A 22921-nucleotide genomic window follows, 5' to 3' on the forward strand; every position below is an offset into this window, starting at 1 on the left:
TGATTATACACGGCATTTAAAAAGGTTATACAAAGGATATTAAATTTTTGGTCCGTAAATCTTATCATATAGATCCTGATACCTTGCTTTAATATTTCTTCTTTTCAATTTTAGGGTAGGAGTGAGTTGTTCATTATCGATAGACCAAACTTCTGGAGTAAGTTCAAATCGCTTTATGCGTTCCCATTTTCCAAATTGTTCGTTATAATGATCAACTTCTCTTTGATATCTGTCAATTACTCGATCTAGGGCACATAATTCTTCGTAAGAATTGTACTTAAGTTCTTTACGCTCTGCCCATTCTTCAAGAAATTCAAAATTAGGTTGAATAAAGGCTGCTGGCATTTTTTCTCCTTCACCAATTACCATGATTTGTTCTACAAAACGACTTTGTTTAAGAACATTTTCAATTACTTGTGGAGCAACATACTTACCACCTGATGTTTTAAACATCTCTTTCTTTCTATCCGTAATTCTTAAGAATCCTTCTTGGTCAATTTCACCTATGTCTCCTGTATGAAAGTAACCATCTTTATCAATAGCTTCAGCGGTTTTTTCTGGATCCTTATAATAGCCCATCATACGTTGTGGACCATTAATTATTATTTCACCATCTTCGGCGATTTTAACATCGGTTTCCTTTAATGGTTTTCCTACCGTACCTATTTTAAATCCGTTATTACGCATGTCATTTACAGCAATAACTGGACTAGTTTCAGTTAGACCATATCCTTCCATTACTGGTACGCCTGCTGCGTTGAACACACGTGCAAGTCTGGGTTGAAGAGCAGCGCTACCACTAGCTATGGCTTGTAGATTGCCTCCTAATGCTTCTTGCCATTTTGAGAAAATCAATTTACGCGCTAGTTTAAGTTTTTGTTCATACCACCAGCCATTCCGTCCATATGGTTCCCACTTTAATCCAAGTTCTACAGCCCAGAAGAATAATTTCTTTTTAATGCCGGTAAGATCTGTTCCTTTGGCGATAATTTTATCGTATACTTTTTCGAGTAATCGAGGTACCGCACTCATTACATCGGGTTGCACTTCTTTTAGATTGTCCGATATAGCTTCAATAGACTCCGCAAAATAAATACCACCACCTACATAGGTATACATGTATAATAACATGCGTTCATAAATGTGACAGACAGGTAAAAAGCTTAATGCCTTACCTTTTCCTTCAATGATAGGTAGTCGTTCTCTAGAAAAGATAGCGTTGCTACTAATATTTTTGTGAGAAAGCATTACACCTTTAGGTCTACCGGTTGTTCCAGAAGTATAGATAAGAGTTGCTAGGTCATCTTCCTTGATGGCAGCCATGCGATCCTCTAATTCTTTTTGGTTACTGTCGTCTTTACCTAATTCTAATACTTCTCTCCAGCTTTTACAGCCTTTGATATCATTATAAGAATAAACTTCCTGCAATGATGGAACCTTGTTTCTTATTGCTTGAACCTTATCATATACCTCTTGATCAGATACGAAAACAAATTTTGCCTCACTATGATTAAGAACATATGCGTAATCCTCTTCTGATATAGTAGGATAAATAGGTACATCTTGGGCACCTGTTTGCATAACTCCTATATCAGTGATGTTCCATTCCGTTCTATTGTTTGTTGATATAATACCAACTTTATCGTCCTTTTGAAGTCCCAATCGCATTAATCCACGTGATAGGGCACAGGCTTGATCAATATATTCTTGTGTAGAGGTTTTTTCCCATATTCCATTCTGTTTAGTAACTAGAGCATCTTCTCTAGGATAATTCTTTAATTGGTAATATGGAAAGTCAAATAATCGTTTGATTTGCATGAATTATTTTTTTCGGACGCTAAATATAATACTAGTATTATAAAAAAGTTAACAATCCGATCTAATAAATTATCTATTGATATAGATGTAACCAGCAAGATTTTCTTTATTTCCTATCTTAAGTACGTAGAAATAAGTACCTTCTGGTAGTTTTTCGTCCTGAGATGTGGTTACTCGACCTTCAGAAATTCCAGAAAAACTATTGTCGTAATTTTCTTTTTGATATACAGCCACACCCCAACGATTGTAAATGATAAGTTCATTATCTGGTATATCTTCTAATCCTCGTATAATAAGTGTGTCATTTATACCATCACCATCTGGTGTAATTCCGTTATAAACTAGAATATCATTGCCATTTTCAAGAATAGAAGCTAACGTATAAATAGTATACTCTTGAGTTGCATTAATTTTTGTAGTAATGGTACCTTCATTGACCGTTCCTGTAAAAGAGTCATTCCCTAAATTGTCCCATTTATTGGTAGTAGCATTCCAAGCAGCTATTCTAAGTTGACTTAAATTGTTTACTAAACTACTTACATTACTACTCGATGTCCAGTGTAAAGTAACATCTGCAGTACCAGTACTATCAAGATACCAAAACTCGGTTGTGGAGACAATATCTAAGCTAGGCTCAAAGGCAGATGTGTTAAAGCCACTCACAAATGTGGTAGGAGTGTTAGGGTCCTCCTTAAAATAAGCTGCTACAAATTGTTTATCTGTATAATTGGAAATTCCTAGTGGTTTAAGTTCAAATTCATCTCCAATTGGAAAAGTGAAATCTATTGAACCAGAAAATTCATTAAATCCATCAACATGTTTATTGTCATTTGAATTAAAATAAAAGTTGTTATTTAAAAATTTGAGTCTGATAATGGGATTAATTCTAGGTGTAATAAATCTACCAGAAATAAAGTCTAATTCTCCTGTAATTCCTATGGAAGTTAATAAACTTAAGTCATCATCTACTTCTAACTCTACATTCTCAAAGTTCATTTGGTTGGTACCCGAGAAAGTAAGCATGCGATTATCATTGTAAAATCCGGCTAGTCCATCATTGTCATTCGATATTCCGTCATTAATGACATCTGTATGAAAACCTATCTGTCCTGTTGGATGTATTTTTAAATTACCATAATTATGTAAGGCAGTTTGCGCTTTCGCGAAAGCGTAAACTAATAACAAAGTAAATAATAGATAATTTTTCATAATCTAAATTTTTGTAATACCAATGTTTGAAAAATTGGCGTTTAGTGTAGCTCCATTTACATTAAGTACGTATTGAATGTTGACGACGTCATTTGCATTTAGACTAAACATAATTGTTCCTGTGGTGCCCCAGAAGTCTCTACTAGGAATACTTGCAAATCCTCTAGATAAATAACCTCTTCTTGATCCATTGATGAAAACTGCTAGGATATATTTATTATCACCTGCCGGCATATTGGTAGTTGATAATTCTCCAGAGATAAGATAATTTCCTTGTTGAAGTATTGTAATTTCAGAAGTTCCAGATATTGTATAATAATCGTTATTTATCGTGGTAACGTGACTATTGGTCAAGGGCAAATCATAAAACGTGTTTATTGCAGTAGGTAAGGAGCCTCCATTACGATTTAATATTACAGTCTTGCTTTCATCTACCGTTAGTTTTTTCCATGTAGTAGCATTTCTCAGGTACAAAGATTGATCTGTGGTATTGTAAACAATAGATCCCTCATTAGGATTAGAAATGCTATTAATCTCGGTTGTGGTCAAAGTAGGTATACCCATTATAGAGTTGGGATCTATTTGAGCTTGTGAGAAAGCGAACCACACGGTAAAGATTAAACTACTTAGGAATAATTTCATGAGCAAGTTATTTGTAGGCTGTAAATAAAACCACTATGGCTTCATTGTTAACATCTGCTGGTTGAACATTAAGTACTGGATTAGTATTATTTATCGTTATATCACCGTTAGTATAAGTAGCATTTACGGTAAAACCATTTGTTGTAAAATTGGTTAAAGACGCTTCAATTATACCCAAATTAGAACCATTTTGATCACCGTATCTTATGCCAACACAGTTTGAGCTACTTGAATATCTAGAGATGTCATTGATTGAATTTCCATGTCCGCCTACGTAAATACTTTGTTGAACAATGCTTCCTCCGTTATTTCTAGCAAAACCGTTTGAAGTTCCATAAGAATTTGAAATTCCACGAGCATTATTTCCCACACCGTTATCTGCAGCTATATTATCCGATTCAATATTTGCATGAGCAACAAAGCTTACTTGTGAAGGTTGAAATGGAACATCTGATATTGTAATTGATCCAGACGATTTAATAGTGAAGCTACCTAAATAGACATTAGAATCAACAAGCATTTCACTCCAACCAGTATTTGTATATTCTAGCATTCTATTACGGTCTGTATCATATACAATACTACCTTCTTGAACACCTACTATTGAGTTGATTTCTGCGGTTGTTAAGTTTGATATCCTCATTAAGGAGTCTGGGTTTATTGCAGGCTGAATAAATGAGAATAACAACATTAAAAGCACTATGATAAAAAAGAAGTTTTTCATTTAAAATTAATTAAGGTAGTTTAATAATGGTGAACATGAAATCAAGATCAATGTCAACCTTAGGACTAGCACCATTATCGCTATCTCCTATATTCACGTTGAATCCGTTAGCATCATTTCCGTAGTACGAAATTCCAGGATCATCGTAGTTTGAACCGCCAGCTGGTGGACAGTTTCCATTACAATCTAATATGGTTAATTGTATTACATATCCCGTTGTTATAGGAGTTGTAAAATTGATACGATAGTCTCCAGTATTAAGTCTAGTAATGCTCGAAGTTCCAAAGCTTGCGATGGTAGAACCATCTCCTGCCACGTTACCAGCTGCAGCAATAGTAGGACCAACAAAATAAGCTCCACCATCTGATCCAACTTGAATACTATTATTGGCATCGGCACTTACGACTTGTGCAGTGGTTGTTGTACCAGCCTCGTTGGTGTAAGTTATTTCTCCAGTAGCATTTGGATCACTAGAAGTTGGTGTGTCATTTTGTGAAAAAGTTGTTACAGTTTCATTGATAGTAAATGCCGAACCATCCTCATCGGTATACGTAGCAATGGTATTAGCATCACCAGCGGTTACTTCAGCATCTGTATTACCAGCAGCTTGAGCAAGTAGGGTAAGCGTTTCTAGGTTAGAGATATCGATAATAGTATCTACACCATCTTCATCGGTATAGGTAAAAGTACCGTCTGTGTTTTCAGCAATCTCTGTAAGCGTTTCTAAGTTAGTAACATCAATGATGGTGTCATTACCAGCTTCATCGGTGTAGGTTACTGTCCCGTTAGTGTTTTCCACTAATGCAGTAACAGTTTCATTGATAGTAAATGCCGAACCATCCTCATCGGTATACGTAGCAATGGTATTAGCATCACCAGCGGTTACTTCAGCATCTGTATTACCAGCAGCTTGAGCAAGTAGGGTAAGCGTTTCTAGGTTAGAGATATCGATAATAGTATCTACACCATCTTCATCGGTATAGGTAAAAGTACCGTCTGTGTTTTCAGCAATCTCTGTAAGCGTTTCTAAGTTAGTAACATCAATGATGGTGTCATTACCAGCTTCATCGGTGTAGGTTACTGTCCCGTTAGTGTTTTCCACTAATGCAGTAACAGTTTCATTGATAGTAAATGCCGAACCATCCTCATCGGTATACGTAGCAATGGTATTAGCATCACCAGCGGTTACTTCAGCATCTGTATTACCAGCAGCTTGAGCAAGTAGGGTAAGCGTTTCTAGGTTAGAGATATCGATAATAGTATCTACACCATCTTCATCGGTATAGGTAAAAGTACCGTCTGTGTTTTCAGCAATCTCTGTAAGCGTTTCTAAGTTAGTAACATCAATGATGGTGTCATTACCAGCTTCATCGGTGTAGGTTACTGTTCCGTTAGTGTTTTCCACTAATGCAGTAACAGTTTCATTGATAGTAAATGCCGAACCATCCTCATCGGTATACGTAGCAATGGTATTAGCATCACCAGCGGTTACTTCAGCATCTGTATTACCAGCAGCTTGAGCAAGTAGGGTAAGCGTTTCTAGGTTAGAGATATCGATAATAGTATCTACACCATCTTCATCGGTATAGGTAAAAGTACCGTCTGTGTTTTCAGCAATCTCTGTAAGCGTTTCTAAGTTAGTAACATCAATGATGGTGTCATTACCAGCTTCATCGGTGTAGGTTACTGTCCCGTTAGTGTTTTCTACTAATGCAGTAACAGTTTCATTGATAGTAAATGCCGAACCATCCTCATCGGTATACGTAGCAATGGTATTAGCATCACCAGCGGTTACTTCAGCATCTGTATTACCAGCAGCTTGAGCAAGTAGGGTAAGCGTTTCTAGGTTAGAGATATCGATAATAGTATCTACACCATCTTCATCGGTATAGGTAAAAGTACCGTCTGTGTTTTCAGCAATCTCTGTAAGCGTTTCTAAGTTAGTAACATCAATGATGGTGTCATTACCAGCTTCATCGGTGTAGGTTACTGTCCCGTTAGTGTTTTCCACTAATGCAGTAACAGTTTCATTGATAGTAAATGCCGAACCATCCTCATCGGTATACGTAGCAATGGTATTAGCATCACCAGCGGTTACTTCAGCATCTGTATTACCAGCAGCTTGAGCAAGTAGGGTAAGCGTTTCTAGGTTAGAGATATCGATAATAGTATCTACACCATCTTCATCGGTATAGGTAAAAGTACCGTCTGTGTTTTCAGCAATCTCTGTAAGCGTTTCTAAGTTAGTAACATCAATGATGGTGTCATTACCAGCTTCATCGGTGTAGGTTACTGTCCCGTTAGTGTTTTCCACTAATGCAGTAACAGTTTCATTGATAGTAAATGCCGAACCATCCTCATCGGTATACGTAGCAATGGTATTAGCATCACCAGCGGTTACTTCAGCATCTGTATTACCAGCAGCTTGAGCAAGTAGGGTAAGCGTTTCTAGGTTAGAGATATCGATAATAGTATCTACACCTTCTTCATCGGTATAGGTAAAAGTACCGTCTGTGTTTTCAGCAATCTCTGTAAGCGTTTCTAAGTTAGTAACATCAATGATGGTGTCATTACCAGCTTCATCGGTGTAGGTTACTGTTCCGTTAGTGTTTTCCACTAATGCAGTAACAGTTTCATTGATAGTAAATGCCGAACCATCCTCATCGGTATACGTAGCAATGGTATTAGCATCACCAGCGGTTACTTCAGCATCTGTATTACCAGCAGCTTGAGCAAGTAGGGTAAGCGTTTCTAGGTTAGAGATATCGATAATAGTATCTACACCATCTTCATCAGTATAGGTAAAAGTACCGTCTGTGTTTTCAGCAATCTCTGTAAGCGTTTCTAAGTTAGTAACATCAATGATGGTGTCATTACCAGCTTCATCGGTGTAGGTTACTGTTCCGTTAGTGTTTTCTACTAATGCAGTAACAGTTTCATTGATAGTAAATGCCGAACCATCCTCATCGGTATACGTAGCAATGGTATTAGCATCACCAGCGGTTACTTCAGCATCTGTATTACCAGCAGCTTGAGCAAGTAGGGTAAGCGTTTCTAGGTTAGAGATATCGATAATAGTATCTACACCATCTTCATCGGTATAGGTAAAAGTACCGTCTGTGTTTTCAGCAATCTCTGTAAGCGTTTCTAAGTTAGTAACATCAATGATGGTGTCGTTACCAGCTTCATTGGTGTAGGTTACTGTCCCGTTAGTGTTTTCCACTAATGCAGTAACAGTTTCATTGATAGTAAATGCCGAACCATCCTCATCGGTATACGTAGCAATGGTATTAGCATCACCAGCGGTTACTTCAGCATCTGTATTACCAGCAGCTTGAGCAAGTAGGGTAAGCGTTTCTAGGTTAGAGATATCGATAATAGTATCTACACCATCTTCATCAGTATAGGTAAAAGTACCGTCTGTGTTTTCAGCAATCTCTGTAAGCGTTTCTAAGTTAGTAACATCAATGATGGTGTCGTTACCAGCTTCATTGGTGTAGGTTACTGTTCCGTTAGTGTTTTCTACTAATGCAGTAACAGTTTCATTGATAGTAAATGCCGAACCATCCTCATCGGTATACGTAGCAATGGTATTAGCATCACCAGCGGTTACTTCAGCATCTGTATTACCAGCAGCTTGAGCAAGTAGGGTAAGCGTTTCTAGGTTAGAGATATCGATAATAGTATCTACACCTTCTTCATCGGTATAGGTAAAAGTACCGTCTGTGTTTTCAGCAATCTCTGTAAGCGTTTCTAAGTTAGTAACATCAATGATGGTGTCATTACCAGCTTCATCGGTGTAGGTTACTGTTCCGTTAGTGTTTTCCACTAATGCAGTAACAGTTTCATTGATAGTAAATGCCGAACCATCCTCATCGGTATACGTAGCAATGGTATTAGCATCACCAGCGGTTACTTCAGCATCTGTATTACCAGCAGCTTGAGCAAGTAGGGTAAGCGTTTCTAGGTTAGAGATATCGATAATAGTATCTACACCATCTTCATCGGTATAGGTAAAAGTACCGTCTGTGTTTTCAGCAATCTCTGTAAGCGTTTCTAAGTTAGTAACATCAATGATGGTGTCATTACCAGCTTCATCGGTGTAGGTTACTGTTCCGTTAGTGTTTTCCACTAATGCAGTAACAGTTTCATTGATAGTAAATGCCGAACCATCCTCATCGGTATACGTAGCAATGGTATTAGCATCACCAGCGGTTACTTCAGCATCTGTATTACCAGCAGCTTGAGCAAGTAGGGTAAGCGTTTCTAGGTTAGAGATATCGATAATAGTATCTACACCATCTTCATCGGTATAGGTAAAAGTACCGTCTGTGTTTTCAGCAATCTCTGTAAGCGTTTCTAAGTTAGTAACATCAATGATGGTGTCATTACCAGCTTCATCGGTGTAGGTTACTGTCCGTTAGTGTTTTCTACTAATGCAGTAACAGTTTCATTGATAGTAAATGCCGAACCATCCTCATCGGTATACGTAGCAATGGTATTAGCATCACCAGCGGTTACTTCAGCATCTGTATTACCAGCAGCTTGAGCAAGTAGGGTAAGCGTTTCTAGGTTAGAGATATCGATAATAGTATCTACACCATCTTCATCAGTATAGGTAAAAGTACCGTCTGTGTTTTCAGCAATCTCTGTAAGCGTTTCTAAGTTAGTAACATCAATGATGGTGTCATTACCAGCTTCATCGGTGTAGGTTACTGTTCCGTTAGTGTTTTCTACTAATGCAGTAACAGTTTCATTGATAGTAAATGCCGAACCATCCTCATCGGTATACGTAGCAATGGTATTAGCATCACCAGCGGTTACTTCAGCATCTGTATTACCAGCAGCTTGAGCAAGTAGGGTAAGCGTTTCTAGGTTAGAGATATCGATAATAGTATCTACACCATCTTCATCGGTATAGGTAAAAGTACCGTCTGTGTTTTCAGCAATCTCTGTAAGCGTTTCTAAGTTAGTAACATCAATGATGGTGTCATTACCAGCTTCATCGGTGTAGGTTACTGTCCGTTAGTGTTTTCCACTAATGCAGTAACAGTTTCATTGATAGTAAATGCCGAACCATCCTCATCGGTATACGTAGCAATGGTATTAGCATCACCAGCGGTTACTTCAGCATCTGTATTACCAGCAGCTTGAGCAAGTAGGGTAAGCGTTTCTAGGTTAGAGATATCGATAATAGTATCTACACCATCTTCATCAGTATAGGTAAAAGTACCGTCTGTGTTTTCAGCAATCTCTGTAAGCGTTTCTAAGTTAGTAACATCAATGATGGTGTCGTTACCAGCTTCATTGGTGTAGGTTACTGTTCCGTTAGTGTTTTCTACTAATGCAGTAACAGTTTCATTGATAGTAAATGCCGAACCATCCTCATCGGTATACGTAGCAATGGTATTAGCATCACCAGCGGTTACTTCAGCATCTGTATTACCAGCAGCTTGAGCAAGTAGGGTAAGCGTTTCTAGGTTAGAGATATCGATAATAGTATCTACACCTTCTTCATCGGTATAGGTAAAAGTACCGTCTGTGTTTTCAGCAATCTCTGTAAGCGTTTCTAAGTTAGTAACATCAATGATGGTGTCATTACCAGCTTCATCGGTGTAGGTTACTGTTCCGTTAGTGTTTTCCACTAATGCAGTAACAGTTTCATTGATAGTAAATGCCGAACCATCCTCATCGGTATACGTAGCAATGGTATTAGCATCACCAGCGGTTACTTCAGCATCTGTATTACCAGCAGCTTGAGCAAGTAGGGTAAGCGTTTCTAGGTTAGAGATATCGATAATAGTATCTACACCATCTTCATCAGTATAGGTAAAAGTACCGTCTGTGTTTTCAGCAATCTCTGTAAGCGTTTCTAAGTTAGTAACATCAATGATGGTGTCGTTACCAGCTTCATCGGTGTAGGTTACTGTTCCGTTAGTGTTTTCTACTAATGCAGTAACAGTTTCATTGATAGTAAATGCCGAACCATCCTCATCGGTATACGTAGCAATGGTATTAGCATCACCAGCGGTTACTTCAGCATCTGTATTACCAGCAGCTTGAGCAAGTAGGGTAAGCGTTTCTAGGTTAGAGATATCGATAATAGTATCTACACCATCTTCATCAGTATAGGTAAAAGTACCGTCTGTGTTTTCAACTAAAGTGGTTAAAGTTTCTAGGTTTTGTACTAAAGCTGTAAGATCAAGCTGAGTAACCACACCATCCTCATCGGTGTAATCGATGTTAGTATCATCAGCATTTAACGCGATAGAGGTAAGTGTTTCCAGATTCGTTACATCAATAACGGTAGTACCACCATCTTCATCGGTATAGGTAAAAGTGCCATCAGTGTTTTCAACGATAGTGGTTAAAGTCTCTAGGTTTTGTACTAAAGCTGTAAGATCAAGCTGAGTAACCACACCATCTTCATCGGTGTAGTCGATGTTAGTATCATCAGGATTCAGCGCGATAGAAGTCAGTGTTTCCAGATTAGTAACATCAATAACAGTAGTACCACCATCTTCATCAGTATAGGTAAAGGTACCATCAGTGTTTTCAACTAAAGTGGTTAAAGTCTCTAGGTTTTGTACTAAAGCTGTAAGATCAAGCTGAGTAACCACACCATCTTCATCGGTGTAATCGATGTTAGTATTATCAGCATTCAACGCGATAGAAGTCAGTGTTTCTAGATTGGTAACATCAATAACAGTAGTACCACCATCTTCATCGGTATAGGTAAAAGTACCATCAGTGTTTTCAACGATAGTGGTTAAAGTCTCTAAGTTCTGTACTAAAGCTGTAAGATCAAGCTGAGTTACGAAACCATCCTCATCGGTGTAATCGATGTTAGTATTATCAGCATTCAACGCGATAGAGGTAAGTGTTTCTAGATTGGTAACATCAATAACAGTAGTACCACCATCTTCATCGGTATAGGTAAAAGTACCATCAGTGTTTTCAACGATAGTGGTTAAAGTCTCTAAGTTCTGTACTAAAGCTGTAAGATCAAGTTGAGTAACCACACCATCCTCATCGGTGTAATCGACGTTAGTATTATCAGCATTCAGCGCGATAGAAGTCAGTGTTTCCAGATTAGTAACATCAATAACGGTAGTGCCACCATCTTCATCAGTATAGGTAAAAGTACCGTCAGTGTTTTCAACAATAGTGGTTAAAGTCTCTAGGTTTTGTACTAAAGCCGTAAGATCAAGCTGAGTAACTACACCATCCTCATCGGTGTAATCGATGTTAGTATCATCAGCATTCAACGCGATAGAGGTAAGTGTTTCTAGATTGGTAACATCAATAACAGTAGTACCACCATCTTCATCGGTATAGGTAAAAGTACCATCAGTGTTTTCAACGATAGTGGTTAAAGTTTCTAAGTTTTGTACTAAAGCTGTAAGATCAAGTTGAGTAACCACACCATCCTCATCGGTGTAATCGATGTTAGTATTATCAGCATTTAACGCAATAGAGGTAAGCGTTTCTAGATTGGTAACATCAATAACGGTAGTACCACCATCTTCATCAGTATAGGTAAAAGTACCGTCTGTGTTTTCAACGATAGTGGTTAAAGTTTCTAGGTTTTGTACTAAAGCTGTAAGATCAAGCTGTGTAACCACACCATCTTCATCGGTGTAATCGATATTGGTATCATCAGCATTTAACGCTATAGAGGTAAGTGTTTCCAGATTCGTTACATCAATAACGGTAGTGCCGCCATCTTCATCAGTATAGGTAAACGTACCGTCTGTGTTTTCAACGATAGTAGTTAAAGTCTCTAAGTTCTGTACTAAAGCCGTAAGATCAAGCTGAGTTACCACACCATCCTCATCGGTGTAATCGATGTTAGTATCATCAGCATTTAACGCAATAGAGGTAAGAGTTTCCAGATTGGTAACATCAATAACAGTAGTACCACCATCTTCATCGGTATAGGTAAACGTACCGTCTGTGTTTTCAACGATAGTGGTTAAAGTTTCTAGGTTTTGTACTAAAGCTGTAAGATCAAGCTGAGTTACGACACCATCCTCATCGGTGTAATCGATGTTAGTATCATCAGCATTTAACGCAATAGAGGTAAGCGTTTCCAGATTAGTAACATCAATAACGGTAGTGCCACCATCTTCATCGGTATAGGTAAAAGTACCGTCTGTGTTTTCAACGATAGTGGTTAAAGTTTCTAGGTTTTGTACTAAAGCTGTAAGATCAAGCTGAGTTACGAAACCATCCTCATCGGTGTAATCGATGTTGGTATCATCAGCATTCAACGCTATAGAAGTAAGTGTTTCCAGATTTGTAACATCAATAACGGTAATACCACCATCTTCATCGGTATACGTAAAAGTACCATCAGTGTTTTCAACTAATGTGGTTAAAGTTTCTAAGTTTTGTACTAAAGCTGTAAGATCAAGCTGTGTAACCACACCATCCTCATCGGTGTAATCGATGTTAGTATCATCAGCATTTAACGCGATAGAGGTAAGAGTTTCCAGATTGGTAACATCAATAACAGTAGTACCACCATCTTCATCGGTATAGGTAAACGTACCGTCTGTGTTTTCAACAATAGTGGTTAAAGTCTCCAAGTTTTGTACTAAAGCTGTAAGATCAAGCTGTGTAACCACACCATCCTCATCGGTGTAATCGATGTTGGTATCATCAGCATTCAACGCTATAGAAGTAAGTGTTTCCAGATTAGTAACATCAATAACGGTACTACCACCAGCTTCATCAGTATAGGTAAAAGTACCGTCTGTGTTTTCAACGATAGTGGTTAAAGTCTCTAGGTTTTGTACTAAAGCTGTAAGATCAACCTGAGTTACAACACCATCCTCATCGGTGTAATCGATGTTAGTATTATCAGGATTCAGCGCGATAGAGGTAAGCGTTTCCAGATTGGTAACATCGATAACGGTAGTGCCGCCATCTTCATCAGTATAGGTAAAAGTACCATCTGTGTTTTCAACTAATGAGGTTAAAGTTTCTAAGTTTTGTACAACATTGGTTAAATTAATAGTAGTAATTACGCCGTCTTCATCACTATACTCCAAGGCTGTTTCACTTGCATTAAGGCCTAGGGAAGTGACAGTTTCCAAGAAAGTAGTGTCTATTATAGTTTGCGTGCCAGTTTCATCTGTATAGGTATAAGTACCATTACCATTGTCAATAAGAGTAGAGATACTCGTATCTGCAATAGTGACAATATTTCCATTTGCATCACTGAAAGTGTAAGTACCATCTGCGTTATCAATTAATACAATACTTCTAGTTGCCGTATTCAATTCATCAATAGCATCTTGAACGTTCAATGCACTCAAACCTGATGTAACATTATTGTAGGGATCAGAGCTTGCACTGGTATCAATAACAACAGTACCTCCGTTGATATTTGTAAAAGTATAACTACCGTCATTGTTATCTGTCAAAGTTCCTCCAATACAAAGACTTTCCCAGTTTCCAGACCTATATTGATACAAACAATTTTCGGTAGAATTGTATACTATAGCACCGTTAAGCGGTGTAATCGCATTCATCTCGGCAGTTGTCACCCGTGTAACAACAAGTACATTGGATGTACTTTCCAATTCTAAAATCGAAAAAGGATCTATACTATTTGGATTATCACCAATTTTTACTTGTGAAGTGGCGTAAAGTGAACCTAAAAAAATGAAAAAATAAACTAGGGATCTCATATCTTCTCTTTGAAATACATACGAAAATATCTAGCACAAAGTTTTTTCTAGAAATTAATTATCACAATTGTTTAACAATCGTTAAAAGGAATTTTTCTCTGATTAAAAGCTCTTTTTGTAGAGTGTTTTTTAAAGAATTGATTGTTTGTGTTAACTATGAGTTTTCCTATTTATGCTTTCGCGAAAGCGTAAAATCAAAAAACCCGAGTACAAACTCGGGTTAATTAATTTGTGATAATTTATATTATACACTAATCTTATCTTCTTGATTACGGAAAATCAAGTGGTCATCAAATTGATCAATTAAAACAATACTTTCAGTACTAATTTCTCCAGAGAGTATTTTCTTAGACAATTCATTCATGATCTCTTTTTGAATTACTCTTTTTACTGGTCGTGCACCATATTGAGGATCAAATCCTTTAACAGCTAATAAATTGATAGCTTGATCTGTGGCGTCAACTGTAATTCCTTGTTTTGCAAGCAATTTAGTTACACTCTTCAATTGTAATTTTACAATTTCTTTTATTTCAGCTTTTGTAAGTGGTGTAAACATGACGATATCATCAATTCTATTGATAAATTCAGGTCTTACTTGTTTTTTGAGAGCTTGAAGAACTTCATTTTTGGTTTGATCGATTAATTGTTCATCAATCACATTTGCGTTTTCAAATTTATCCTGTATAGCGTGGGCACCCATGTTTGATGTCATAATGATTATGGCGTTTTTAAAATCGGCTACTCTACCTTTATTATCAGTAAGTCTACCTTCATCTAGGACTTGCAATAGTATATTAAAAGTATCTGGATGAGCTTTTTCAATTTCATCTAAAAGAATTACTGAATAAGGTTTACGTCTTACTGCTTCAGTGAGCTGTCCTCCTTCATCATATCCCACATATCCAGGAGGAGCACCCACAAGTCTGCTTACGCTATGCCGTTCTTGATATTCACTCATATCGATTCGTGTCATGGCGTTTTCATCATTGAATAGAAATTCGGCCAAAGCTTTAGCAAGTTCAGTTTTTCCTACACCAGTTGTTCCTAAAAATAGAAAAGAACCTACTGGTTTACGTTGATCTTGTAAACCTGCTCGACTGCGACGCACTGCATCACTCACAGCTTCGACAGCTTCATGTTGTCCTACAACTCGTTTATTTAATTCAGTTTCTAGGTTGAGTAGTTTTTCTCTTTCACTTTGAAGCATCCTTGTCACCGGTATTCCTGTCCATCTAGCAACCACCTCTGCAATGTCATCATATGTTACTTCTTCTTGAATTAGGGCTTGCGAGCTGTCTTGTAGCGCAGCTTGTTCTTGCAGTTTTACCAATTGTTCTTGCGCTTCCTTGATTTTTCCGTAACGTAATTCTGCTACTTTTCCATAGTTTCCTTCTCTTTCTGCACGTTCTGCTTCCAATTTATAATTCTCAATATCTGATTTAAGATTTTGTATAGCATCAATTACAGATTTTTCATTTTCCCATTGAGCATTGAGCTCATTTCTAGATTCTTTTAAAATGGACAATTCAGAGTTCAGTGACTTAAGTTTGACTTCATCATTTTCTCTTTTGATTGCCTCAATTTCTATTTCCAACTGCATAATTTTGCGATCGAGAACATCCAATTCTTCTGGTTTTGAATTGATTTCCATTCTTAATCTAGCTGCAGATTCATCTATCAGGTCTATAGCTTTATCTGGAAGAAACCTATTTGTAATATATCGTTGTGATAACTCTACAGCACCAATAATAGCATCATCTTTTATTTGTACTTTATGATGTGCTTCATACTTATCCTTGATACCTCTTAAGATCGAAATAGCACTTTCTGTGTCCGGTTCATCAACAGTAACTTTTTGAAAGCGACGTTCCAAAGCTTTATCCTTTTCAAAATATTTTTGATATTCATCAAGGGTTGTCGCTCCAATAGCTCTCAATTCTCCTCTGGCTAGTGCAGGTTTTAAAATATTGGCAGCATCCATTGCTCCATCGCCACCACCAGCACCTACCAGAGTATGTATTTCATCAATAAACAATACAATATCACCGCTACTTTGCGTAACCTCTTTCACAACTGCTTTTAAACGCTCTTCAAATTCACCTTTATACTTTGCACCAGCTATTAAGGCACCCATGTCTAAAGAAAATATTTGTTTTTCTTTGAGATTTTCAGGCACATCACCAGCCACTATACGATGAGCAAGTCCTTCTGCAATAGCAGTTTTACCTACTCCTGGTTCTCCAATTAACATCGGATTATTTTTGGTTCTTCTAGAAAGTATTTGAAGAATTCTTCTTATTTCTTCATCACGACCTATTACGGGATCTAATTTTCCTTTATCAGCGAGATCGTTCAAATTCTTGGCATATTTACTAAGACTTTGATAGGTCTCCTCGGCACTGGATGAAGTCACTCGATTGCCGTTTCTTAATGACTCAATTGCAGCTTTTAAATCTTTTGCATTGATTCCTTGATCTTTCAGTATCCTTGATACCGTTCCTGAACCTTCAAATATGGCTAATAATAAATGTTCAATAGAAACATATTCATCATTCATTTTACCAGCGATAGATATAGCATTGTTTAGTGTACTTGCCGTATCTCTCGAAAATTGTAAGTTTCCTCCGGTTACCGTTGATAGAGATTCTAATTGCGTGTCTATTAATTGACTAATTATGGATAATTGAACACCTAATTTTTGAAAAATAAAAGGAAGGACATTCTCATCTACAAGTTGAATGCCCTTAAATAAATGTTCGTTTAATATACTTGGGTGTTGAGCCTCTTGCGCAATTTGTTGAGCTTGTTGTATCGCTTCTTGAGACTTTATAGTTAATTTATTTAAATTCATAGTATTCATTTTTATTCCTACATTAGCAACTGTTGTACCTTGTTTAATTCTTGACAAAAAGACATTAATTACTGAGTTTAACAAGACATTTTGTCTGATTTAAGTTATTGATAATACGATCATTATTGAACAAGAACTATATTTGTAGCAGTTTAATAACCTATTTACATGGGAATTTTTGATAAATTTTTCAAATCACAAAGAGATATTGCCAAGGATGAAATTACTGGAATTCCTTGGGACTCTCTTGAATCAGTAGATCAATTAGATAATGTAATTCGCAATTCTAGATTAAAGCCTAAAGTTATTTTTAAACATAGTACGCGTTGTGGTATTTCAAGGATGGTTCTTAAGAATTTTGAAAATAATTATGTCAAAAATGATGTAGATGTAAGTTATTATTATCTTGATCTGCTCCAGTTTAGAGAAGTGAGTAATGCTATTGCTCAAAAACTTAATGTAGTACATCAAAGTCCTCAAGTAATCGTACTTTATCAAGAAGAGGTTTTACACAACGAATCTCATCATGGTATCGATATTAAAAAAGTACAAGAAATAGTTGCTAATAAAAAATAAACCTACCTATGAGTTGGAATAGAACAATAATACTGGCCGGTCTTTTTCTATTGTTATCTTGTAAAACAAATGTTTTTACAGGTAAAAAGACTTTAAATTTTATGTCAAACTCGCAATTGTTTCCAATGGCTTTTGCTCAATATGACGATTTTTTAAATCAAAATAATGTGGTTACAGGAACTTCTGAGGCAAAGATGATTGAAGATGTAGGTAATAAAATTAGAATTGCTGCACAACGATGGTTATCGGCTCTAGGAGAAGAAGCTTATTTAAAGGACTACAAATGGGAATATAATCTAGTTAAGGACGAAACCGTAAATGCCTGGTGTATGCCTGGTGGTAAAATTGTCTTTTATACTGGTATCTTACCAATCTGTCAAGGGGAAAGCGGTGTTGCAGTAGTAATGGGACATGAAGTAGCACATGCACTTGCAGATCACGGTGCGCAACGTATGAGTGCAGCTCAGGTACAAGCGCTTGGTGCAGTAGGTGTTGCTGTTGGGTCACAAGTTGCAGGAGCAAATCAACAAACTCAACAAATTTTGAATCAAGCTTATGGTTTAGGTTCTCAATTAGGAGGAATGTTACCGTTCTCAAGATCTCATGAAACTGAAGCTGATAAAATAGGTCTTTATCTATCTGCTATAGCAGGATACGATCCATATGAAGCTCCAGAATTATGGAAACGCATGAAAGCGGTTAGTGGTGGACAAGCTCCACCAGAATTTCTAAGTACGCATCCATCTAACGATAGTCGAATAGAATTTCTTAATCAACTTGCTCCTAAAGCAAAAGAAGAAGCAAAAAAATACGGAGTTACTTCATTCAAGTAATTTTGAATCTTTACTTTTAAGGCGCTCATAAAAGAGCGCCTTTTTTTATGAAACCAACTTTACCAAAGGGTCACAAAAAACTTATAAAGGCCTGGGCATTCTATGACTGGGCAAACTCAGTTTACTCACTTGTTATAGCGAGCGCTATTTTTCCAATTTTCTACAGCTATATAAGTACTAAAGCTTATGAACAAGGCAACGTTCCTGATTTATTAAAATCAGTAACCAATGAAAATATCATTATTATAACAACGGCAATTGCCTTTTTAATAGTTTCGATAATATCACCTATACTTTCAGGAATAGCCGATTATTCTGGTAAAAAGAAAAGGTTTTTACAGTTTTTCTGTTATTTAGGAGCTTTAAGTTGTTGTGGATTAGCATGGTTTAGTTTTGATTATCTATATGTAAGTTTACTTCTATACTTGCTAGCACTGGTAGGTTTTTGGGGATCCCTAGTATTTTACAATTCCTATTTACCAGATATTGCTCACCCAGACCAACAAGATGCTGCAAGCGCCAAAGGTTTTTCTTATGGCTATATAGGTAGTGTGATCTTACTATTACTGTGTCTAGCGCTCATACAAGGTGGCTTTTATCCAGAAGAAGGTATTCTAGGTCTAGATGCACCGCGACTTTCCTTTGTCCTCACTGGTCTTTGGTGGATAGGATTTGCTCAATATACTTATGCATACCTTCCGTTAGGAACAAAAAAGGATACCTCTCAAGTCAAAAACATTTTTACTAATGGATTTAAAGAGCTCAGGAAAATCTGGAATCAATTAGATCATCTAGGACAATTGAAAAGATTTTTAGGAGCTTTTTTTATTTACAGTATGGCTGTACAAACTGTAATGTTAATCGCAACTTATTTTGGAACTGAAGAAGTTCTGTGGCCTATGAATGAGGAGACTGGTGAACGTGATGGTACACTAGGATTAATTGTAAGTATTTTGTTAATACAACTTATTGCTATTCCTGGTGCGTGGTTGGCTAGTAAGCTTTCGCGAAAGCATGGAAATATAAAAACTTTAATGGTTATTAATATTTTATGGGTGTGTATATGTATTTACGGTTATTTTGTATACACACCTTTACAATTTTATGTTACCGCGGGATTTGTGGGATTAGTAATGGGATCAATTCAAAGTTTGTCGAGGAGTACCTACTCAAAAATGATTCCTGAAAATACCATTGATACAGCCTCCTTTTTTAGTTTCTATGATGTTTCAGAGAAAATCGGAATTGTGATTGGAATGGGTATTTTTGCATTGGTAAATCAGTACACTGGCAGCATGAGAGAAAGTATATTATTTCTAGTTGCTTTTTTTACCATTGGAGTAGTGCTGCTTTATCGAACAGGAAAAATTAAGTAAAACCGTTTAGGTTACAAATAAAAAGCCGTCTAGTAAAGTACTAGACGGCTTTTTATTTAATTATAAGGAATGCTATCTTTTTTCTACATCGCCACTTCCTATGATAGAAGTTTTAACCTTACTGGATTTTCCATCATACACAATATCACCACTACCTGCAATACTTGCATTAATGGTACCTCCATTACAATAAACACTTATGTCACCACTTCCTGCGATACTAGCATCAATATTATTGGCTCTTAGACCGAACCCTTCAATATCACCGCTACCAGCTACACTAGCATCTAGATTTTCAGTACGGCCTTTTAAAATTATATCACCACTACCAGCAACATTTACTTCTAGGTTTCTTGATTCTGTTTCAACTTCTATATTACCAGATCCAGCAACACTTATTTCCATATTAGATGATTTTAAAACAAGTTCTGAATGAATATCGCCACTACCTGCCAGTGATAAAGCTTCAATTTCTTGAACAGGTACTGTAACATAGATTCCCTTGCGAGTACTCACATTATATCCATCCTCAATACCAATTTTTAATCTACCGCCTTTCACCTCGATCTCTATATGTTCCATGATATTAGACTCGGCCTTTACTTCAATGGAGCCTTCTTTTCCAGCAACTAATGTTACATCAATGCTATTTCTTACATTGACCTTGTCATAATCACCTACTTCAAAGGTTTTTGAAATGACCTCACCGTTTCCTTTAATTTTATCTTTTCCCCACCATTGAGCCTGAGATAATTGTACGCTTAAAAGGGCTATAAAAAGTAATGTTATATGTTTCATGATTTTTGGATTTAATTAATTGATTTTAAGTGATACTCCACCAAAACTACTGTTGATATTGATGGTACTGCTAGCGCTAGAGCTACCGTAATGTCCTGCTTTTGATTTATCGGTCATATCTTTATTAGATCTGGTTGTTATGATATCATTGGACAGATTGATCCCAGCAAACTCGGTATCGATATCAAAGGTGAATGATGCATCTTTATTTACACCTACATCCACTTTGGTATATTCTGCTCTTAGGATTGCTTCTTTAAAATTTCTCCCTAATTCTCTAATTCTTGCACTTCCAAATTCTGTATTCAAATTGACATACTCTGACACATTATCAATTTTTACGGTAGAATAATCACCGCGACCTGTGACCGTTCTTACAGATTCTATTTGAACAGTTGTAAAGTCATTACGAAAATTCAATTGATCCACCTCACCAAACTTTCCTGTAGTGTAATCACCACTAAATTCAATTTTGTCCGCCTTTTCTAGTTCAAATCCGCTGAAATCTGCTCTTATAGTAGCTGACTTGATATAATCAAAGTGACAGTTTTTAGAATAATCAAATTTGAGTAAGTTGTCCTCGTGATGAAGGTTTCCTATATCAATTCTCCCAAAATCACATTGAATTTTTGCATGTCCAAACAAGTCATCAATTTCAACGTTGCCGTAGTCATTTGCGATGTCAATATCTGCGGTTTTGGGTAATTTTATGATATAATCAATTTTCATATTTGTCACTCTGTTACTATTACTACTAAACAAGGCATTCCAAATGCTCGAACTTTGATTTCGATTACTAAAATCGGCATCGGTCCTTGCGATTACTCTAGAGCTACTTGTATCAAAATCTACATTGATCTCTCTTAATTTCTCTACAACATCATCTTCGTCGTCGCCACTTACTTCAACTACGACTTTGATGTCTATTTGCGCTTTATCCCATGTTGTCATTGAAACGTTTCCAAAACTGTTCTCTACCTGGAGCATACAGGTTTTGTTAACCGGGAATGACTTATTAAGGGTTTTTGTCTTGGTGTACTTACCTTTATCAGGACCAGCTAAAGCTACTACTGGTACCATAAGTAAGAATACTATATTAAATAATGTTTTCATTTTCTTTTTCTAGTTTGAGTTCTTCGAGTTGTTTAATTTGCTCACGAGCTATTTCAAGTACTTGTATTCTATTTTGAAAGTTTTCTATCATCGCTGCGATGACAACTTTACTATCCTTATTTATTCGATAATCCTGCTTGATTTCTTCATACTGTAGTTCTAGCTTTTCAATAGCAGCTAGCGCCTCTTCAATAATTACCGCATTTTCTGCAGTACGTAACGTATTAAGTTGTTCTAGTTCATTTTTAATCGTACTAGAGAAAAACGTTTGAGTTTGCGCAATCTCTGGCGACACTTCTGTAACAGTTGTATCGGTGGGCGTCATTTTTAAACCTGCTATTCCTAGTAAAACTGCTAGAGTTGCAGCAGCACTCCATTTTAGAATTTTTGATAATGAAAAAGTGTTATCCCTATCACCATCCTTATCTATAGGTAATGGAATTACCTTTGTTTCCTCATCACATAACTCTTCTAGTTTTTCAAGAAAAGCTTCTCTATGACCATTAGGCAATGGTGTGGTGTCAAAATCTTGCTGTTGAAACCAGCTCTTCATATCATCCTTCATATTCCTCAATTTTGTTTCTTAAACTTTGTTTTGCACGAGATATCATCGTTCTACATTGTCCATTTGAAAGACCTAGAATCTCACATATCTCTTCATTATCCATTCCTTCAATCAAGTTTAGAGTAAGTACTTGTCTATAATTTTCTTTTAGTTCACTCATTATTTCCAGTACTTTCCTAGCGGTCATTCCGGCTTGTTCCATATCAATCCCTGTATCATCTGGTTGTTGTTCCATTTCATATGATACTTCTTCATAATCTACAGTAGGCATTTTTCCTGCTTTGCGCAGGTGAGACAAACTGTTGTTAATTACAATCCTTTTTAACCAGCTACCATAGGTACTTTCTCTATTCCATTGATTCATTTTTCTAAAAGCTGATATCATACTTTCTTGCATAATATCTTGCGCTAGATCAGTTTGCTGTACAATGCGCAATGCAACATGATACATACCGTTTGCATACTGGTCGTACAACTTCATTTGTGCTCTACGATCACCTTGCTCGCACAAGTCATAAATGGATATTTCTGTTTCTGTTAAAGTCACTTGGTCAGTGTTACGTTATAAAGATGCTACTTTTTTAAGTGTGTTACAGTAAGTGGCAAGAAATTTGAAAATTATATCAGAAAAAGGACCCTTTTCCCTTCTTTCGATGTAAGGTTATACTTGATAGTTAAGGTCAATATAGTTGTTTTACAGTTAGTTGTGGTTTGGGAT

14 protein-coding genes are annotated in these 22921 nt (G+C 36.7%); 3 read left to right on the plus strand and 11 right to left on the minus strand.

Annotated features, from left to right (window positions below):
• Positions 1-39: 39 nt before the first annotated feature.
• From HCN53_RS02815 to clpB, 7 genes are all read right to left on the minus strand, one after another.
• Positions 40-1818 (minus strand): AMP-dependent synthetase/ligase, encoded by a 1779-nt coding sequence (locus tag HCN53_RS02815; RefSeq protein WP_085774663.1) that lies wholly within the window; start codon positions 1816-1818, stop codon positions 40-42.
• A 69-nt stretch (positions 1819-1887) separates the two neighbouring features.
• Complete coding sequence (locus HCN53_RS02820; RefSeq protein ID WP_167341952.1) at positions 1888-3027, minus strand: gliding motility-associated C-terminal domain-containing protein; 1140 nt, start codon at positions 3025-3027, stop codon at positions 1888-1890.
• Positions 3028-3030: 3 nt separating this feature from the next.
• Entirely contained in the window at positions 3031-3669 is a 639-nt protein-coding gene (locus HCN53_RS02825; protein ID WP_105018933.1) for a hypothetical protein, read from the minus strand.
• A 7-nt stretch (positions 3670-3676) separates the two neighbouring features.
• Positions 3677-4393 carry a hypothetical protein gene (locus HCN53_RS02830; RefSeq protein WP_167341953.1) on the minus strand — a complete coding sequence of 239 codons (717 nt, stop codon included), beginning with the start codon at positions 4391-4393 and terminating at the stop codon, positions 3677-3679.
• A 10-nt stretch (positions 4394-4403) separates the two neighbouring features.
• Entirely contained in the window at positions 4404-8525 is a 4122-nt protein-coding gene (locus HCN53_RS02835; RefSeq protein WP_167341954.1) for a beta strand repeat-containing protein, read from the minus strand.
• Positions 8526-9408: 883 nt separating this feature from the next.
• Positions 9409-14091, minus strand: coding sequence for a beta strand repeat-containing protein (locus HCN53_RS02840; protein WP_167341955.1), 4683 nt, complete (start codon positions 14089-14091; stop codon positions 9409-9411).
• Between the two features lie 244 nt (positions 14092-14335).
• Positions 14336-16942 (minus strand): ATP-dependent chaperone ClpB, encoded by a 2607-nt coding sequence (clpB, locus tag HCN53_RS02845; protein ID WP_167343236.1) that lies wholly within the window; start codon positions 16940-16942, stop codon positions 14336-14338.
• Positions 16943-17110: 168 nt separating this feature from the next.
• Here clpB and ytxJ point away from each other — a divergent pair, with 168 nt between their 5' ends.
• From ytxJ to HCN53_RS02860, 3 genes are read left to right on the plus strand one after another with little or no spacing between them, the layout of a single operon-like run.
• Entirely contained in the window at positions 17111-17518 is a 408-nt protein-coding gene (ytxJ, locus tag HCN53_RS02850; protein ID WP_105018969.1) for a bacillithiol system redox-active protein YtxJ, read from the plus strand.
• An 8-nt stretch (positions 17519-17526) separates the two neighbouring features.
• Positions 17527-18351 (plus strand): M48 family metallopeptidase, encoded by an 825-nt coding sequence (locus HCN53_RS02855; RefSeq protein ID WP_167341956.1) that lies wholly within the window; start codon positions 17527-17529, stop codon positions 18349-18351.
• A 47-nt stretch (positions 18352-18398) separates the two neighbouring features.
• Entirely contained in the window at positions 18399-19727 is a 1329-nt protein-coding gene (locus HCN53_RS02860; protein WP_167341957.1) for an MFS transporter, read from the plus strand.
• A 72-nt stretch (positions 19728-19799) separates the two neighbouring features.
• Here the strand turns inward: HCN53_RS02860 and HCN53_RS02865 are convergent, their stop codons facing one another.
• The 4 genes from HCN53_RS02865 to HCN53_RS02880 are packed head-to-tail and all read right to left on the minus strand — an operon-like array spanning position 19800 to position 22750.
• Complete coding sequence (locus HCN53_RS02865) at positions 19800-20525, minus strand: head GIN domain-containing protein (protein WP_042280101.1); 726 nt, start codon at positions 20523-20525, stop codon at positions 19800-19802.
• 15 nt (positions 20526-20540) lie between these two features.
• Positions 20541-21638 (minus strand): hypothetical protein, encoded by a 1098-nt coding sequence (locus HCN53_RS02870; protein WP_105018972.1) that lies wholly within the window; start codon positions 21636-21638, stop codon positions 20541-20543.
• Entirely contained in the window at positions 21622-22203 is a 582-nt protein-coding gene (locus HCN53_RS02875; RefSeq protein WP_167341958.1) for a hypothetical protein, read from the minus strand. Before HCN53_RS02875 ends, HCN53_RS02870 begins: the two co-directional genes overlap by 17 nt.
• Complete coding sequence (locus HCN53_RS02880; protein ID WP_240919380.1) at positions 22193-22750, minus strand: RNA polymerase sigma factor; 558 nt, start codon at positions 22748-22750, stop codon at positions 22193-22195. Before HCN53_RS02880 ends, HCN53_RS02875 begins: the two co-directional genes overlap by 11 nt.
• Positions 22751-22921: the final 171 nt, after the last annotated feature.

Origin of the sequence: Nonlabens sp. SY33080, assembly GCF_011784885.1 — a bacterium.
Taxonomy (GTDB): Bacteria; Bacteroidota; Bacteroidia; order Flavobacteriales; family Flavobacteriaceae; genus Nonlabens; species Nonlabens tegetincola.

What these genes read in the sequence shown, in the direction of transcription:
- HCN53_RS02840 (WP_167341955.1), bottom strand. Translation starts at nt 14,091, where the DNA reads ATGAGATCCCTAGTTTATTTTTTCATTTTTTTAGGTTCACTTTACGCC.
- HCN53_RS02855 (WP_167341956.1), top strand. Translation starts at nt 17,527, where the DNA reads ATGAGTTGGAATAGAACAATAATACTGGCCGGTCTTTTTCTATTGTTA.
- HCN53_RS02820 (WP_167341952.1), bottom strand. Translation starts at nt 3,027, where the DNA reads ATGAAAAATTATCTATTATTTACTTTGTTATTAGTTTACGCTTTCGCG.
- HCN53_RS02830 (WP_167341953.1), bottom strand. Translation starts at nt 4,393, where the DNA reads ATGAAAAACTTCTTTTTTATCATAGTGCTTTTAATGTTGTTATTCTCA.
- HCN53_RS02870 (WP_105018972.1), bottom strand. Translation starts at nt 21,638, where the DNA reads ATGAAAACATTATTTAATATAGTATTCTTACTTATGGTACCAGTAGTA.
- HCN53_RS02875 (WP_167341958.1), bottom strand. Translation starts at nt 22,203, where the DNA reads ATGAAGGATGATATGAAGAGCTGGTTTCAACAGCAAGATTTTGACACC.
- clpB (WP_167343236.1), bottom strand. Translation starts at nt 16,942, where the DNA reads ATGAATTTAAATAAATTAACTATAAAGTCTCAAGAAGCGATACAACAA.
- HCN53_RS02860 (WP_167341957.1), top strand. Translation starts at nt 18,399, where the DNA reads ATGAAACCAACTTTACCAAAGGGTCACAAAAAACTTATAAAGGCCTGG.
- HCN53_RS02815 (WP_085774663.1), bottom strand. Translation starts at nt 1,818, where the DNA reads ATGCAAATCAAACGATTATTTGACTTTCCATATTACCAATTAAAGAAT.
- ytxJ (WP_105018969.1), top strand. Translation starts at nt 17,111, where the DNA reads ATGGGAATTTTTGATAAATTTTTCAAATCACAAAGAGATATTGCCAAG.
- HCN53_RS02865 (WP_042280101.1), bottom strand. Translation starts at nt 20,525, where the DNA reads ATGAAACATATAACATTACTTTTTATAGCCCTTTTAAGCGTACAATTA.
- HCN53_RS02825 (WP_105018933.1), bottom strand. Translation starts at nt 3,669, where the DNA reads ATGAAATTATTCCTAAGTAGTTTAATCTTTACCGTGTGGTTCGCTTTC.